Below are 15,507 nucleotides of genomic sequence, written 5' to 3' on the forward strand. Positions count from 1 at the left end.
ATCCAGATAGTTGACTGCACCGGCCCGGCTTGGATATTCTTTAACTGCGTGCGGAGGTGATGAAGCATGAATTTTGAGCTGATTCTGAACGAAATTGGGGAAAACAGCAAACTTCTTCAATCGTCCCCCTGTCAGCGGCGGGGATATTAATGAAGCATGGATGCTTCAGACCGAAACAAGGAAATACTTCCTCAAGACGAACAGAGAGGAATCCATCGATTTTTTCCATGCTGAAGCAGATGGGCTGAAGGAAATTGCTTCATCAAACGCAATTGCCGTTCCGTTTGTTTTGAAAACCGGCACGATAGACTGTGTTCCCTTTCTGCTCATGGAATGGATAGAAGGACGGAAAACAGAGCATACGGAGACGGAATTAGGGACAAAGCTTGCTGCCATGCATCAAACCTTTCATACAAAATTCGGGTACGGAAGCGATACTTATATGGGAAAGCTTCCGCAAAAAAATGGCTGGCATGGAAGCTGGGTCCGCTATTACAGCAATGAGCGCTTAAAACCTCAGCTGGAGCTGGCGATCGGGAGAGGGCATATGCCGGTACCGAGAAGAAGGAGCATGGAAAAACTGCTGATGAATCTTGACCGCTGGCTCGGACATCATCCTAAACCATCTCTCCTGCATGGAGACTTATGGGGAGGAAACTGGATGACCGGTGAGTCAGGGAACCCTGTTTTAATTGACCCCTCAGTTCTATACGGAGATCATGAATTTGAAATAGCCTTTACCGAGCTGTTCGGAGGCTTCAGTCAAGCGTTTTACAGCAGTTATCAGGAGGCCTTTCCCCTATCTGAAGGATACGAAGACCGAAAACCGCTTTACCAGCTCTACTATCTGCTGGCACATTTAAACATGTTTGGTGAATCTTATGGCAGGGCAGTAGACCAGATTATCAGCCGGTATGCATAAAGGAGGAGATTTTCCATGAACTCAACTATTGAAACCATACTTAACCATCGATCAATCCGAAAATTTAAGGACCAGCCGTTAACGGATGAACAAATCAATCTTCTTGTGAAAGCCGCCCAGTCAGCCTCGACCTCCAGCAATGTCCAAGCCTACTCAATTATAGGGGTAAAAGACCCGGATAAAAAACAGAAACTGGCCGAGCTTGCCGGCGGACAGTCCTATGTGGCACACACCGGTCATTTCTTTGTATTTTGTGCAGACCTGTTCCGGCATCAAAAGGTGGGGGAAATGGAGGGTGCTGATCTGACAGAATCGCTGGAGAGCACCGAGAAATTTATGGTAGCCATCATTGATGCAGCATTAGCTGCCCAGAACATGTCTGTTGCAGCAGAATCCATGGGGCTTGGAATCTGTTATATAGGCGGTCTCCGCAATAACCTCCCAGCCGTATCCGATGTCCTTAAAACCCCGGAACGAGTCATTCCTCTTTTTGGTCTTACGGTCGGCCACCCGGATCAAAACCCGGATGTGAAGCCAAGGCTTCCTTTTGAGCACCTCTATTTTGAGGATGAATACGATACAGAGGATCAGCGCTATAAGGAGCAGCTGCAAACCTATAATGAGACCGTTTCATCCTATTATCATGAGCGGACTGAAGGAAAGCGCAGCGACACATGGACGGGCCAAATGGCGAAAATGCTCTCTCATCCGCAAAGAATGTATATGAAGGAATTTGTTCAGGGCAAAGGATTAGATAAGCAATAATGGGAAGAGGCCTCCTTTTGTAAAAGGGGCCTTTTTTTCAGCTGCATTGCGGCGGAACGCAGCCTGCTGCAGCATTCTGTGTGCTGTTTTGCACTGCTTATTTCCGCCTCAGCCACCATAGTGGGAAAACAGCCACCAGATAAAGAAAGTAAAGTAGGGAAATGGCCCAGCCAACAGGCGTAAGAACGAGGAGATCGACAACGTCCGCCGCTGCATTCCGGAACGGCCCTGTTTTATTTGAAAGACGGTGAACAATTGCAAACAAAAGAGTGAACAGGATGAAACAGACTGCGTAAGCAATGAGAATAAGAAAAAAAAGTTCTGACATCGAAGCAGCTTCCCCCGGATTTTTCTTTTATTCTTACACACGATAAGATTTCTCCATGGTCCTTTCAACTATTTCTCCACAGATTCCATAAAATCCTTGTGGAAAACGTAAAAGCTGTGAACAACTTGTGTATGAATCTAAAGTCTATTACAGATATAGTAGGGAACAAACGTACCCACACAAAATGTTGATAACTTTTGTGGATATGTTGATAACTCTTGTGGATAAACTGTTTGTAAAGGTAGAATCATCTGTGTATATCTAATAATTTACAAAATAATAACATCTGCTTCATAAAAGTGTGGATAACTATTTTGGAGTAGCAATACTTGAGGCGGGTGGAAATCCTATGATGCCTAAAGCTAATGCTCAATGTCCTGATCTTAGATATCCCAGTTTTCAGACTGTAGTGATGCCTAAAAGTTTTACAAAATCTGCAGAGCTTTTTCAACGATGTAAAATAGATTTTAAAATTTTACTGTGCAAGACTACCTTAAAAACTTCAAGCGAGTAACGTTTGAGTTTTTAGCAGGTTTCTTATGGTAGAGAACAAGACTAGTAATTATGAGTTTTTTTACTCTGCGAGTTATTCCAATTAAGTAATGGGTTATTTTGATGAAATTTTAGTTGGATTTACCTAATAACTGGAATTATTTTAAATAATAGGATTAATTTTATCGGAGTCTTAGGAGTAAGTCTATTTAATAATCCGTCTGTGTCAGCTAAGGCTTCAACTCCTCTTTTAGCTCCTGAAGAAATCCAGACAATGGCAGAAGACGAATTAAATGAAGTCTTAAATCAGCAAAAATTAGATTTTGAGGCTGAAAGATTGGATTTATACAGAAGAGTGGGTCAACGCTGGATCATTAAATAACTATTTAAAAGAAAATTCGGACATTAAATCAAGTAAGCAACCTTACATTGGTAAAGTGTTTTATGGAGATATTTTCTTATCCAACATATGTGAAATGGTGTTAATCAATACAATCGATGTTTCTTATTCTGGCCTCCAAAAAATACCTTAAGCCCAATCCACCGATCGGGCTTAAAGCTTTTTACTCACCGTGCAGTCTCAAGCCTGCATGGTTGGTCGGTCCCACGTAATCATTTAGCGGGAATGAGTGTTTGATTGCTGCTGTGATAAATTTCTTCGCGTCATAAATGGAGTTTTTAACATCCAGTCCCTTTGCAAGGTTAGCGGCAATTGCGGCTGAATAGGTACAGCCTGCGCCGTGGGTATAGGATGTGTCGATCCGCTCACTTTCAAGGATTTCAAAGTCTGTTCCGTCAAAAAGGACATCCACTGCTTTTTCATGCTCCAGTTTTCCGCCGCCTTTGACTAGAACATATGGAGCCCCCAGCTTATGAATAATCGCGGCCGCTTCTTTCATTTGTTCAACGGATGTAATAGCACCAATGCCGCTCAGCTGACCCGCTTCAAATAGATTAGGGGTCACCACAGTGGCGACAGGGGTCAAAATATCTCGAAGTGCTTCAGCAAGCTCCGGGTAAAGGACCTCGTCCGCTCCTTTGCAGACCATCACAGGATCGACGACAACGTTTTTCAGGTTGTGCTTTTTAATGGTTTCCGCAGCGAGGCGGATGATATCGACGGTTGGCAGCATGCCTGTCTTCATTGCGTCCGCGCCAACGCCTTCTACAATAGTGGAAAGCTGCGGTTTTATGACATCGAGCTCTACCGGAAAGACTTGATGTTGCCAATCATTATGCGGGTCCATGGCAACAATGACGGTAAGAGCGGACATTCCGTATACACCATGCTCCTGAAAGGTTTTTAAGTCAGCTTGAATGCCTGCTCCTCCGCTGCTGTCCGATCCGGCAATGGTTAATGCTTTTGGCATTTTCATATCATGTACCTCCATCCTTATACATACCTCTATATTTATGGTTCTGCTTGCAGCAGACCAATGACTATAATATTAGTATACCAATTGGGCATCCGGGAATAAAGATACCTGCCCTGGCTTGCAATGATTGGAAAATAAGTGTACGATTTAATTGAACAGTGGTTAATAAATGAGGTGGAAAGTTGGCAGCACGAAAAGCAGTCAAGCAGGAATTGACAAAAGAGATCATAATGGAGTCAGCCAGGGAACTGTTTTCAGCAGAAGGCTACCGGAATATATCCATGAGAAAAATCGCTTCTGAACTCGGCTATAGCCATGGCTCCATTTACTATCATTTTAAAAGCAAAGCTGAACTCTTTTATGCGATGGTTCAGTCAGATTTTCGGATGCTTGATGAGGTTCTGGATGCAATCATGGCTGAAAACGATTTAACCGATGAAGATAAGCTGAGGAAGGTCATGCTTGGCTACATTGAGTTTGGGTTAACGTATCAAAGCCATTATGAAGTCATGTTTCTCATAAAGGATGAGGAAGTAAAAAGCTACTTGGCGGAGGAGCCGAATAAAAGCTATGAAAAATTTGCGCAGGCTGTTTACAAGCTTTCCGGAGGAAATGCGGACGTTTCGCAAATCTGGTCCGTTTTCCTCGCCCTTCATGGATTTGTGACCCACTATATTAAAATTGATATGGACTTAGAAGTGTCAAAGGAGATGGCAGATCGGCATGCCCGATTTTTAACTGTTTCTTTGTTAAGATCTACGTAGCTGCAGATCGAACACGGTTTGCAGCCTGCTTTTCACCTTAATTGACCACTGGTTAAATAAAAGAAGGAGGAATAGATGATGACAAAAGCAGCGGTATTGGGAGCTTCAGGAGGGATGGGCTATTCACTTGTCCATGAATTGATTGCCAAGGGCTATGAGGTGACGGCGTTTGCAAGGAATCAAAGCAAAATGGAACGGCTGTTTAAAGGGAAACAAGTGAAAATTCTTACAGGAGATGCTTATGAGGAAGAGGATGTCCTCAAAGCATGTGAAAAGGCGGACATCATCTTCCATACAGTAAGCGTACCTTACCCTGATTGGGATAAGGGGCATCCGGCCATCATGAGGCATGCATTGACAGCGGCCGCTCATGAGAAGGCCAAATTGGTAATCATTGATAATATATATGCATATGGAAAGCAAAACGGCAAAAAAGTGAAGGAAAATGCGCAAAAAAGTCCCCATACCCGGAAAGGAAGAATCCGTCTTTCAATGGAAAAGATGGCAATGGAATCAGGGGTTCCTTATATGGTTTTGCATTTTCCTGATTATTATGGTCCAAACGCAGAGAACACGCTTCTTCATCAAACCCTCAAACCCACATCCGAATATAAACGGGCAATCTATATCGGCAGCCTCACACTTCCCCGGGAATTTATCTATACACCTGATGGAGCGAAAGCTGCGGTGAATCTTGCGGAAGCGGACCATGCTTACGGACAGAATTGGAATATTCCGGGTGCAGGTACGATCAGAGGAAAGGACATCATCCAAATCATCCGGTCAGAAACCGGGAAGCCGGCGTCTGTTATGAAAATTGGAAAAGGTGCGATATGGGTGATGGGATGGTTTGACCGAAACATGAGGGAAATGGGGGAAATGATGTATTTAAATGAAGAGCCGGTTATTCTTTCCGGAGAAAAATATGAATCGGCGATCGGGCCGCTGCCGGCAACATCTTATGATGAAGGAATCCGGGCTACCCTGGCTTACATGAGAAAAGAATAGAATGAGTGAAAAGGAGCTGTCCCCTGGATGGCTTTTTTGCGTATGCGGGCTGTGCAGACGAGCATGAAGATAGCAAAATAATCCTGTAAACGAGCAATTATGCCCCTGTTGACGAAACATGAAAGCGTTTATAAAATGAGAGACAGCCAGAAAAATATACACGGAAGATGCTCAAGTGTCGTTAATTAAATTAATTAAGTAAATGTAAGCGCTTGTGAAAGCGCTGCCTCTTTGCTTTTGAGGAGTGGGTTTAGTGAATCTTTTGACTGTTGTTTCGTTTGTTTTCTTTACAGGCCTCGTGGCCGTTATCTCTTATTTTGTAACAAGAAAGGAAAAGCTTGATACGCAGGAGGGATACTTCCTAGGAGGGAGGAGTCTGGGCGCCTGGGTCATCGCCGGATCTTTGCTTCTGACCAATTTATCGACTGAGCAGCTGGTTGGCCTGAATGCGGACGGCTACCAATTCAATATGTCTGTGATGGGCTGGGAGGTTGGTTCTTCCATCGCGCTCGTGCTTGTTGCCTTCTTCCTGCTGCCGCGATATTTAAAGGGCGGACTGACAACGATCCCCGACTTTCTCGAAGAACGGTTTGACAGCGGGACAAAGCAGATTGTCACACTCCTATTCTTATTTGGATACGTCTTAAACCTGCTGCCGCCAATCCTGTACTCCGGAGCAACCGCACTCAGCTCAATCTTTAATGTACAGGAAGTGTTTGGGGTAGATTATCAGACCTCCATCTGGATTACAGTATGGACGATTGGAATCATCGGCTCCATTTACGCCATATTCGGCGGTTTGAAAGCGGTTGCTGTATCCGATACGATCAACGGAATCGGACTGCTTGTCGGGGGACTGCTGATTCCTTACCTGGGCTTAACCGTGTTAGGGGATGGGAACCCGATTGCCGGATTCCAGACCATTGTTGAAAAATCACCGGAAAAATTAAATTCGGTCGGCTCAAATTCCGATCCAGTTCCTTTCAGTACAATGTTTACGGGGATGCTGCTTGTCAATCTGTTCTACTGGGGGACAGCCCAGCACATCATCCAGCGTGCGCTTGCTGCGAAAAGTTTAAAGGAAGGGCAAAAGGGTCTGGTTATCACAGCCTTCTTTAAACTGCTTGGTCCAGCCTTTCTTATTCTTCCGGGAATCATTGCGTTCAACATTTTTGGACCGGACCTGAAACCGATGGAAGCCTACCCGATGCTTGTCAATCATGTTCTGCCTACACCGCTGGTCGGTTTCTTTGCAGCCATCCTTTTCGGCGCGATTCTTTCGTCATTTAACTCTGCGCTGAATTCATCGGTTACCCTTTTTACTCTGAACATATACAAGCCGTATTTCCGGCCAGATGCCACAGATGCCCAGCTTGTGAAAAACAGCAAAATCACCGGGATTTTCCTGGCTGTTTTCGCAATGTGCGTCGCTCCGCTGATCATGTTTGTACCGCAGGGATTTTTCCAGTACCTGCAGATCGTAAACGGATTTTATAATGTACCGATTCTGACCATCATCATTGTCGGCTACACGACGAAGCGTGTGCCGGCCATTGCTGCGAAAATTGCGCTTGCCCTGTTTATCTCAGTTTACGCCATTACCCAGCTGGTTTGGGATACGGGAGTTCATTTCCTTCATATCCTTGCCGTTCTCTTTGTCCTTTGTGTCGGCTTGATGCTTCTTATCGGAAAATTCTGGCCGAAAACAGAGGTTTACACGCTTGAAGATCGCAAAGCGGTCGACATCACCCCGTGGAAGCTGCTTTATCCGATGGGATTTGCAGCCATCGTAGCGATGATTTCTGTTTATGTGCTATTCTCGACTGCCGGGTTTGCAAACGGCTGATGTGTCAAAGCGTGAAGCTCATAGTAAGCTCTTCAAACAGCAAAGTGAAAAAACCGGGAAACTGCCAATTTGGAGTTCCCGGTTTTTTTAGCGTGGAGGCAGCGGAAATCCAGTCAGAATGAAACTTGCAGGATACGATCCGGTTATGTTTTCACTTTTAGCGATCCAGCCTGGAATGATATTCGAATGCAGAACATGCATCTTTCTGCAAAGAGTAAAGGCAAGCAGATGCACTATGGACTGCTGCCATGCAGGAAATGGTATAATAACGGACAAACGAACAAAGCGGGTGGTTTTTTGAAGATTGAAGAGCTGTACGATGAAATTTATTCCCGGCTGGAAAAGGATCATGAGCAGGTTCTCGCGTCACTCCGCCAGTCAGCTTTAACAGAAGAGGAAGCGGAGAAAGCGGAGCGGATGGAACTCGCGCTGCAAACTGCAAAGGATATTTTTGAGAACATTATGACCCCCGGAACAACGATGAGAATTGTTCACTCTAAAGGGTCACTCACCATTGAAATCGATGAAAAATCATAACGCTATTCCTGCAGGAACTTATCTGACTGCCATTCTGTTTTTTCTTTCCTGAGTTCGCCGGGAGATTTTCCGGTGACTTTCCGGCAAACTTTATTTAAATAGTTGGCATTTGTATAGCCTACGAGTGCGGCAATTTCCTCCGTCGTATATTTCGTATGGGCAAGCAATTCTATTGCTTTGGAAATCCGGATGTTGGTTAAATACTGAATCGGTGTGAAGCCCGTCTCTTTTTTGAAAATCCTCGTAAAATGGTACCTTGATAACCCGGATGCATCCGCCATTTCATCCGGACCGATCGGATTCTGATAGGATTGTCTTGCGAACAGGACCGCGCTTACTACACTTTCAGGCCATTCATCCATCTCTCTGTCCATTTCCGATACATATTCATAAAGCTCCATTATAAACTGGTAGGCCAGACTTGAGCCCTTATAGGCAGATGTGACATTTTTGCTGTTGGCTTCATCGAAAATCTGCTTTACCAGCTTAACGGGAACAGACTCGGGGTGGAAGCGGATCACCTGGTTTGTTTTCTCCCTGATATGCTCATAGCAGCGGTCTGCTTCTTTGCCATACAAGGTGATATACATAAACTCCCACTTTTCACTCGTTTCGGGAAGATAATACCTGTAATTGCTCGGGCTTTTCACAACAAATGCCTGGCCGGGGTGCACCCGGTGCGTTTTTCCGTCAATCTGAATGTCTCCATATCCTGAAAGGGTCACCTGGAAAATGATCTTGCCAAGATCTTTCCGTTCCGTTCCGCTCCATGAATAAATTGGGGAGGTTTGTAGATCCCATCCCACCGACCAGAGCTGCGCCAATTCGCTCACCGGGTCCTGTTTAAAGCGAAAGGCGACGGCCCCGTGCTGCAGACCTGCCATAGTAGACTCCTCCTCATCCTGAAGCAAAAAATGATTTAGTTAAAGTGAAAAACCTGCGTGATTGATTCCGCCCATATTAGGATTCTGCATTTTTCGGAGCAAAAAAATACCGATAGCTTTTAACTATTTTACCATTGTCATTGCCAGTGCACACCTCTACAATAAAAATAGAGTGTGAATCCGTTTTCAATTTAATATTCTGTTCACAAATTTCTTATATAATGTCAGGTGGGAGAGCTATGCTTAGACAGTTAATTAATCAATTTAATGAAGTGTTTGAATTGGGGGAAGACCCAAGAATGTTTTTTGCCCCCGGGAGAGTCAATTTGATCGGGGAGCATACCGATTATAACGGTGGACATGTATTCCCCTGCGCACTCGACGTGGGAACGTATTGTCTTGTAAGGGAGAGAACCGATGGGCTCCTTCGAATGTATTCCGTCAATTTTGATGAAAAAGGAATCATCGAATTTCCTGTAAAAGATCTTCAATATGAAAATGAACACGACTGGGCGAATTATCCGAAAGGAGTCATGAAGGAATTCAGCAGCAGAGGCATTGAGCTGGTGCGGGGACTTGATCTTCTCTTTTTCGGAAATATCCCGAATGGCGCCGGCCTCTCTTCGTCGGCTTCAATCGAGCTTGCGGCAGCTGTTATGATGAATGAGCTTACGGGAGCAGCGATTGACCGGATTGAACTTGTCAAAATGAGCCAGCACGCTGAAAATGAATTTATTGGAGTCAGCTGTGGAATCATGGATCAGTTCGCCATCGGAATGGGAAAAAGGGATTCTGCGGTATTATTGAACTGCCAGACACTGGAGTATCAATACAGCCCGCTTAAGCTCAGTCATTCGGTGCTGATCATTGCCAACACCGGAAAGCGCAGAACACTGGCGGATTCCAAATACAATGAGCGTCGGGCAGAGTGCGAGCGAGCGCTGAAGCAGCTTCAGGAAAAGCTGGATATTGAATCGCTGGGAGATTTGACCGAAGAAGCATTTAGAGAGAACCAGCATCTTATTCAAGACGAAACCGACCGGAAAAGGGCAAGACACGCCGTCATGGAAAACCTCCGGACGCTAAAAGCAGTCAAAAACCTTACGGAAGGAAATATGAACGGCTTCGGACAGCTGATGAATGAATCCCATCGGTCCTTGAGAGATGACTATGAAGTCACAGGAAAAGAATTGGATGCGATGGCTGAAATTGCATGGAAGCAGCCTGGAGTCATCGGGTCAAGGATGACCGGTGCAGGCTTTGGAGGCTGTACAGTCAGCATTGTCGAAAAGGACTTTGTTCAGGCATTTATTTCAGAAGCCGGCAAGGCCTATGAAAAAGAAACCGGACTCACGCCTGAGTTTTATGTTGTAGAGGTTGGCGAAGGTGCAAGAGAAATCACCCAATTTTAAGGAGGAAATCATATGTCGATTTTAGTATGTGGAGGAGCGGGCTACATTGGAAGCCACGCTGTATCAGAATTATTGGACCGCGGGGAAGACGTCATTGTAGCAGACAGCCTGCAAAAGGGTCATGACAAGGCGGTCCTTGAAGGAGCAAAGCTTTACACGGGCGACCTTCGGGATGAAGCGTTTCTGCGGCATCTTTTCGAAGAAAATGACATTGAGGCTGTCATGCATTTTGCGGCAGATTCCCTTGTGGGCGAAAGTGTTGAGGATCCTTTGAAGTATTACGATAACAATGTCTATGGGGCTCTGTCCCTTTTAAAGGTCATGAAAGACTTTAATGTAAAAAAAATCGTATTTTCCTCTACCGCTGCCGCCTACGGCGAAGCGAAAAATATTCCGATTGGGGAAACCGAACCGACGGAGCCGACAAATCCTTATGGAGAAACAAAGCTGGCCATTGAAAAAATGCTGAAATGGTCTGACAAGGCATACGGCATTAAGTACATGGTGCTTCGTTATTTCAATGTAGCGGGCGCGCACATGGACGGAAAACTGGGTGAGGATCATCAGCCGGAAACGCATCTGATTCCAATTATCCTTCAAACAGCCCTTGGGCAGCGGGAAAAAATCATGATCTTCGGGGATGATTACGCAACTCCTGACGGCACATGCATCAGAGACTATATTCATGTTACGGACCTTGCAGATGCCCATTTGCTTGCTTTGGACCGTCTTCGTGACCAGGCGGAGAGCGGAACCTACAATCTCGGGAACGGGAACGGATTTTCTGTGAAGGAAGTCATTGAAGCAGCACGGGAAGTAACAGGCCATCCAATCCCTGCAGAAGTGGCTCCAAGACGGGCGGGCGATCCGGCAAGGCTGGTTGCATCCTCGCAAAAAGCAATGGCTGAGCTTGGCTGGAAGCCGAAATATGCGGAATTGCGAGTGATGATTGAGAGCGCCTGGAACTGGTTTCAAAAGCATCCGAATGGCTATTAAGCCATTCACAATCATATAGGGAGGGAAAGCCATGCTAAAGCCTATCTATTCGTTTATTGAGGAGCTTCTTCAGTACGGCATCGAAAAAAAGCTCGTATCCAAATGGGATCAGGATCTTGTTCGAAACAAGCTGTTGGAGGTTCTGCAGCTTGACGGGGAAAATTCGGAGCCGTACCTTGGATCCGTTCCGGATTCCCCTGTTCCGATTTTAGAGAAAATACTTGACTGGGCCTTTGAAAACGGAAGACTTGAAGCGGATTCAGTTACGTACCGCGATCTCTTGGATACGAAACTGATGGGCTGCCTGACTCCCTCCCAGTCCGAGGTGATTCGGAGATTCAGAGAGACCGCCGTACGTGAGGGGATGGAAGCGGCAACGGATCAATATTATCAGTTTGCGCAGGACATCCACTACATCCGGACAGACAGAATCGCCAGGAATCAGCACTGGTACTCTGAAACTCCTTATGGAAACATGGAGATTACCATCAATTTATCTAAGCCTGAAAAAGACCCGAAAGCCATTGCGGCGGCTAAACAGCTGGAAGAGAGCACCTATCCGGCTTGTCTTCTGTGCAAGGAAAACGCCGGATATGCCGGCAGGCTGAACCATCCTGCGAGACAAAATCACCGGATTATCCCGGCGGAACTTAATGGGGAAGAATGGTTTTTGCAATATTCTCCTTATGTCTACTATAAAGAGCACTGCATCGTTCTCGCCGGGGAGCATAAACCAATGAAAATCTCAAAAGAGACATTTGTCAGGCTTATGGATTTTACAGACGAATACCCTCACTATTTCCTCGGATCCAACGCTGATCTGCCAATCGTAGGGGGATCGATCCTCAGCCATGATCATTTTCAGGGAGGCCGTCATGAATTTCCTATGGCGAAGGCGGAAATAGAAAAAACATTTGTGTATCCTCGGTATCCCGGAATTAAAGCAGGAATGGTAAAGTGGCCGATGTCGGTCATAAGGCTCCAGGGAACGGACAAAGCAGAGCTTGCTCAGGCAGCAGAGCACCTATTAAATGAATGGAAGCGCTATTCTGACCCGGAAGCAGGCGTGCTTGCGGAAACGAACGGCGAACCTCACAATACGATTACTCCAATTGCAAGAAGAAGAGGAGGACTGTTTGAATTGGATTTAGTCCTCCGGAATAACCGGACGAGTGAAAAGCATCCAATGGGAATTTTCCATCCCCATCAGGAAGTCCACCATATTAAGAAAGAAAACATCGGACTGATTGAAGTAATGGGACTGGCTGTGCTGCCGGGAAGGCTGACGGAAGAAATGCTTCAGCTCAGCAAGCTTTTACCGGCTGATGGAGCAGAGGAATCCATCAAGCAGCTGCCTGAGCTTAATCAGCATCTCGATTGGGCTCTCCGCATAAAAGAACAGACAGAGCTGACAGAGGAAAACAGCTACCGTGTGCTGCAGGAAGAACTCGGGAAAGTTTTTGCAGAAATTCTTGAGCATGCCGGAGTGTTTAAAAGGAACGAGGAAGGCTTGGAATCATTTGCGGCCTTCATTACAAAAACCGGCGGTGTCCCCGCCTCACAATAAGCAGACTGGAGTGTGATTGTATGTATATCGGAGTAGATTACTATCCTGAACAATGGCCTGAATCCCGATGGCCCGAAGATGTGAGGCTCATGAAAGAGCTTGGGGTCAACGTTGTCAGGCTTGCTGAATTCGGCTGGCAGCTGATGGAGCCGGAAGAAGGACGCTATGACTTTTCTTTATATGACCGGGCCATCAAGCTTTTGACTGATCACGGCATTAAAATTGTTCTTGGGACACCAACAGCAACTCCGCCAGCGTGGCTCATCCATAAGCATCCGGAAATTTTACCCGTAGATGAAAATGGGGTTCAAATTTCCTTTGGTGCAAGAAGACACTATACAGTGAACAGCCCGGTTTTTCATGAATTCACATTAAAAATTGTCACAGAAATGGCGAAGCATTTTGGTCCGCACCCTGATGTGATCGGCTGGCAGACAGACAATGAATACGGTCATGAAAAATCGGACCGGAGCTACGGAGAAGCCGATCGGCATGCTTTTCAAACATGGCTTAAAGAAAAGTACGGGACGCTCGGGGAGCTGAACAGGGAATGGGGAACGGTCTTTTGGAGCCAGACGTACACTGACTGGTCGCAAATTCCAGTGCCCCGTAAAGTATATCAGGAGCATAACCCCAGTCTTCTGCTCGATTTTGACCGCTTTTGTGCAGATGCGTACACACGCTACAACAGGCTTCAGACCGAATGCCTCCGGGCTCATATACGAAGCGGTCAGTTCATCACCCATAACTTTGTCTACACCGACCAGGCCATTAACCAGTGGGATATGGCGGAGGATCTGGATTATGTCGCGTACGATAACTATCCGGTATGGGGCGGGCTCGCTGAACCCATTTCCCCGGCAGCCATCGCCCATCAGCATGATCTCTGCCGCGGGACGAAAAACGGCAAAGGGTACTGGGTGATGGAAGAGCTGTCCGGTGCTCAAGGCTGGAGCAAGATTGGCTACCTTCCAAGACCCGGACACATTAAGCTCTGGACCTATCAGGCCATTTCAAGGGGCGCTGAAGCCATCGTCTATTTCAGGTGGCGTGCTGCGCAATTTGGAACAGAAGAGTTCTGCCACGGCATTTTGGATCACGACGGGCTGCCGAAACGAAAATACTATGAAGTGAAAGAAGTCATCGATTCCCTTAAAAAGCACGGAGATGACTGGATTGCCTCCCGCATCGAGGCGCAGGCTGCCGTTTATTATGATCCGGAAAACGCCTGGGCATGGAACATCCAGCCTCAAAGCAGCGCCTTCTCCCATCGTCGGGAGCTGCTCAGACACTATACACCGGCACACAACCTGAATGTCGCAACAGATGCCGTAAACAGCCGCAGCAGCCTTGAAGGCTATAAAGCAGTATTTGTGCCAATCTATTTCCTTGAAGACCCCGTATTTACGGAAAAACTGAAGCAGTATGCCGAAAACGGGGGAACCGTAGTGTTCAGCTACCGTTCAGGTGTAAAAAAACCGAACAACTTTGTGACAGGCAAAACCCTTCCGGGAGAACTCAGCGACATGACCGGCATTCGCATAAACGAGTATGAGTCGCTTCAAACCGGTCAGGGGAACAAAGTAAAAGGTTCGGCAGGCCCGCTGGAAGGAATGGAATCATCGGCCACTGTCTGGTGTGATCTCATCGACCCTGTTTCAGCTGAAGTTCTTGCTGTGTATGAAGACTGCTTCTACGAGGGAACCGCTGCCGTAACCAGAAACCACTTCGGAAAAGGAACGGTTTATTATATCGGAACAGCTCTCGAGGACAGCATGCTGACAGCTCTGTATAAAGATATTTTCAGACATGCCGGGACCGAAACCATCGAGACAGCTGAAGGTGTGGAAGTGGTCCGCCGCGGTTCGTTCCTGAGTGTCATGAACCATTCTGCGGAAGCAGGCGCTGAGATTACCCTGCCTGAAGGGCAATGGGTGGATTGTGCAACAGATGAGCAAATTTCAAGAACCACCAGGCTTGAACCGCTTGGCGCCAAGCTCTTTAAAATCGAATTCTGATCGTCACACCAGTCTGTAAACAGAAAAAAAGTGCTCAGAGCCTCTGAGCACTTTTTTTGCTGTACTTTTGGCTTGATCCCCCTCCTGCTCTAGGGGCGGAACGGACTTTTTCCAAATGAAACGTTCTATCCTGCGTTAGCAAAGACCCGGTCGGCATTATCTGTTTGAAAATGGAAATCGGTAAGCCGAAAGACCTTATTATAGTAAAAAAGGTTTTAAAGAAGTATTTAGAAGGAATGTAAAGAGTAATACAACCTAAAGGAGTGACAATTTAATGAACATTATTATTTCTGTTTTAGTAGCGTTAGTTATCGGATGGGTTGGTGACCTTTTAGTAAAAGGGTCAATGCCGGGAGGAATTATCGGATCCATTATTGCAGGTTTTGCAGGAGCATGGCTTGGACACGGTCTATTCGGAACATGGGGGCCTGACATCCAGGGCTTTGCGATTATTCCAGCGATTATCGGTGCAGCCATTGTGGTATTTGTTGTCCAGCTGATCATGAAAAAGACAGGCGGATCACGCAAAGCGCATAACCATTAAAAAACAGTAAAGCCTCAAAAAAAAGCAGTTGGATGGGGGACGAACCGA

At 46.2% G+C, this 15,507-nt stretch carries 14 protein-coding genes; 11 read left to right on the plus strand and 3 right to left on the minus strand.

Annotated features, from left to right (window positions below; translation table 11 throughout):
- Positions 1 to 94: 94 nt before the first annotated feature.
- Positions 95 to 922 (plus strand): fructosamine kinase family protein, encoded by an 828-nt coding sequence (locus tag ACQCVE_RS05155; protein ID WP_426861944.1) that lies wholly within the window; start codon positions 95 to 97, stop codon positions 920 to 922.
- Between the two features lie 15 nt (positions 923 to 937).
- On the plus strand, positions 938 to 1,687 hold the full coding sequence (gene nfsA, locus ACQCVE_RS05160) for an oxygen-insensitive NADPH nitroreductase (protein ID WP_426861945.1): 750 nt from the start codon (positions 938 to 940) through the stop codon (positions 1,685 to 1,687).
- A gap of 97 nt (positions 1,688 to 1,784) precedes the next feature.
- Here the strand turns inward: nfsA and ACQCVE_RS05165 are convergent, their stop codons facing one another.
- Both ACQCVE_RS05165 and ACQCVE_RS05170 read right to left on the minus strand, forming a co-directional pair.
- Complete coding sequence (locus tag ACQCVE_RS05165; protein ID WP_426843160.1) at positions 1,785 to 2,015, minus strand: hypothetical protein; 231 nt, start codon at positions 2,013 to 2,015, stop codon at positions 1,785 to 1,787.
- A gap of 1,055 nt (positions 2,016 to 3,070) precedes the next feature.
- Positions 3,071 to 3,883 (minus strand): bifunctional hydroxymethylpyrimidine kinase/phosphomethylpyrimidine kinase, encoded by an 813-nt coding sequence (locus ACQCVE_RS05170; protein ID WP_426843159.1) that lies wholly within the window; start codon positions 3,881 to 3,883, stop codon positions 3,071 to 3,073.
- A 182-nt stretch (positions 3,884 to 4,065) separates the two neighbouring features.
- Here ACQCVE_RS05170 and ACQCVE_RS05175 point away from each other — a divergent pair, with 182 nt between their 5' ends.
- The 4 genes from ACQCVE_RS05175 (at position 4,066) to ACQCVE_RS05190 (ending at position 8,038) form a co-directional block, all read left to right on the plus strand.
- Positions 4,066 to 4,647, plus strand: a complete 582-nt coding sequence (locus ACQCVE_RS05175; protein WP_426861946.1) for a TetR/AcrR family transcriptional regulator — start codon at positions 4,066 to 4,068, stop codon at positions 4,645 to 4,647.
- A gap of 78 nt (positions 4,648 to 4,725) precedes the next feature.
- A complete protein-coding gene (locus tag ACQCVE_RS05180) occupies positions 4,726 to 5,655 on the plus strand; it encodes an SDR family NAD(P)-dependent oxidoreductase (protein WP_426861948.1) in 930 nt (309 codons plus the stop codon).
- Between the two features lie 253 nt (positions 5,656 to 5,908).
- The gene (locus ACQCVE_RS05185; RefSeq protein WP_426843156.1) at positions 5,909 to 7,501 is read left to right on the plus strand and encodes a solute:sodium symporter family transporter; all 1,593 of its coding nucleotides are present in this window, start codon (positions 5,909 to 5,911) and stop codon (positions 7,499 to 7,501) included.
- Between the two features lie 186 nt (positions 7,502 to 7,687).
- Positions 7,688 to 8,038, plus strand: a complete 351-nt coding sequence (locus ACQCVE_RS05190) for a hypothetical protein (RefSeq protein WP_426861950.1) — start codon at positions 7,688 to 7,690, stop codon at positions 8,036 to 8,038.
- 2 nt (positions 8,039 to 8,040) lie between these two features.
- Here ACQCVE_RS05190 and ACQCVE_RS05195 read toward each other — a convergent pair whose 3' ends face one another.
- Positions 8,041 to 8,922, minus strand: a complete 882-nt coding sequence (locus ACQCVE_RS05195) for a helix-turn-helix domain-containing protein (RefSeq protein WP_426861951.1) — start codon at positions 8,920 to 8,922, stop codon at positions 8,041 to 8,043.
- A 239-nt stretch (positions 8,923 to 9,161) separates the two neighbouring features.
- Here ACQCVE_RS05195 and ACQCVE_RS05200 point away from each other — a divergent pair, with 239 nt between their 5' ends.
- The 5 genes from ACQCVE_RS05200 to ACQCVE_RS05220 all read left to right on the plus strand — a co-directional run bounded on the left by ACQCVE_RS05200 (position 9,162) and on the right by ACQCVE_RS05220 (position 15,459).
- The gene (locus tag ACQCVE_RS05200) at positions 9,162 to 10,334 is read left to right on the plus strand and encodes a galactokinase (protein WP_426843153.1); all 1,173 of its coding nucleotides are present in this window, start codon (positions 9,162 to 9,164) and stop codon (positions 10,332 to 10,334) included.
- 12 nt (positions 10,335 to 10,346) lie between these two features.
- Positions 10,347 to 11,330, plus strand: a complete 984-nt coding sequence (gene galE / locus ACQCVE_RS05205; protein ID WP_426843152.1) for a UDP-glucose 4-epimerase GalE — start codon at positions 10,347 to 10,349, stop codon at positions 11,328 to 11,330.
- Positions 11,331 to 11,361: 31 nt separating this feature from the next.
- On the plus strand, positions 11,362 to 12,897 hold the full coding sequence (gene galT / locus ACQCVE_RS05210) for a UDP-glucose--hexose-1-phosphate uridylyltransferase (protein WP_426861953.1): 1,536 nt from the start codon (positions 11,362 to 11,364) through the stop codon (positions 12,895 to 12,897).
- Between the two features lie 20 nt (positions 12,898 to 12,917).
- A complete protein-coding gene (locus ACQCVE_RS05215; protein WP_426861954.1) occupies positions 12,918 to 14,915 on the plus strand; it encodes a beta-galactosidase in 1,998 nt (665 codons plus the stop codon).
- Between the two features lie 274 nt (positions 14,916 to 15,189).
- Positions 15,190 to 15,459 (plus strand): GlsB/YeaQ/YmgE family stress response membrane protein, encoded by a 270-nt coding sequence (locus ACQCVE_RS05220; protein WP_426861955.1) that lies wholly within the window; start codon positions 15,190 to 15,192, stop codon positions 15,457 to 15,459.
- Positions 15,460 to 15,507 lie beyond the last annotated feature (48 nt).

Origin of the sequence: Metabacillus sp. 113a, from assembly GCF_050107635.1 — a bacterium.
Lineage (GTDB): Bacteria > Bacillota > Bacilli > Bacillales > Bacillaceae > Metabacillus_B.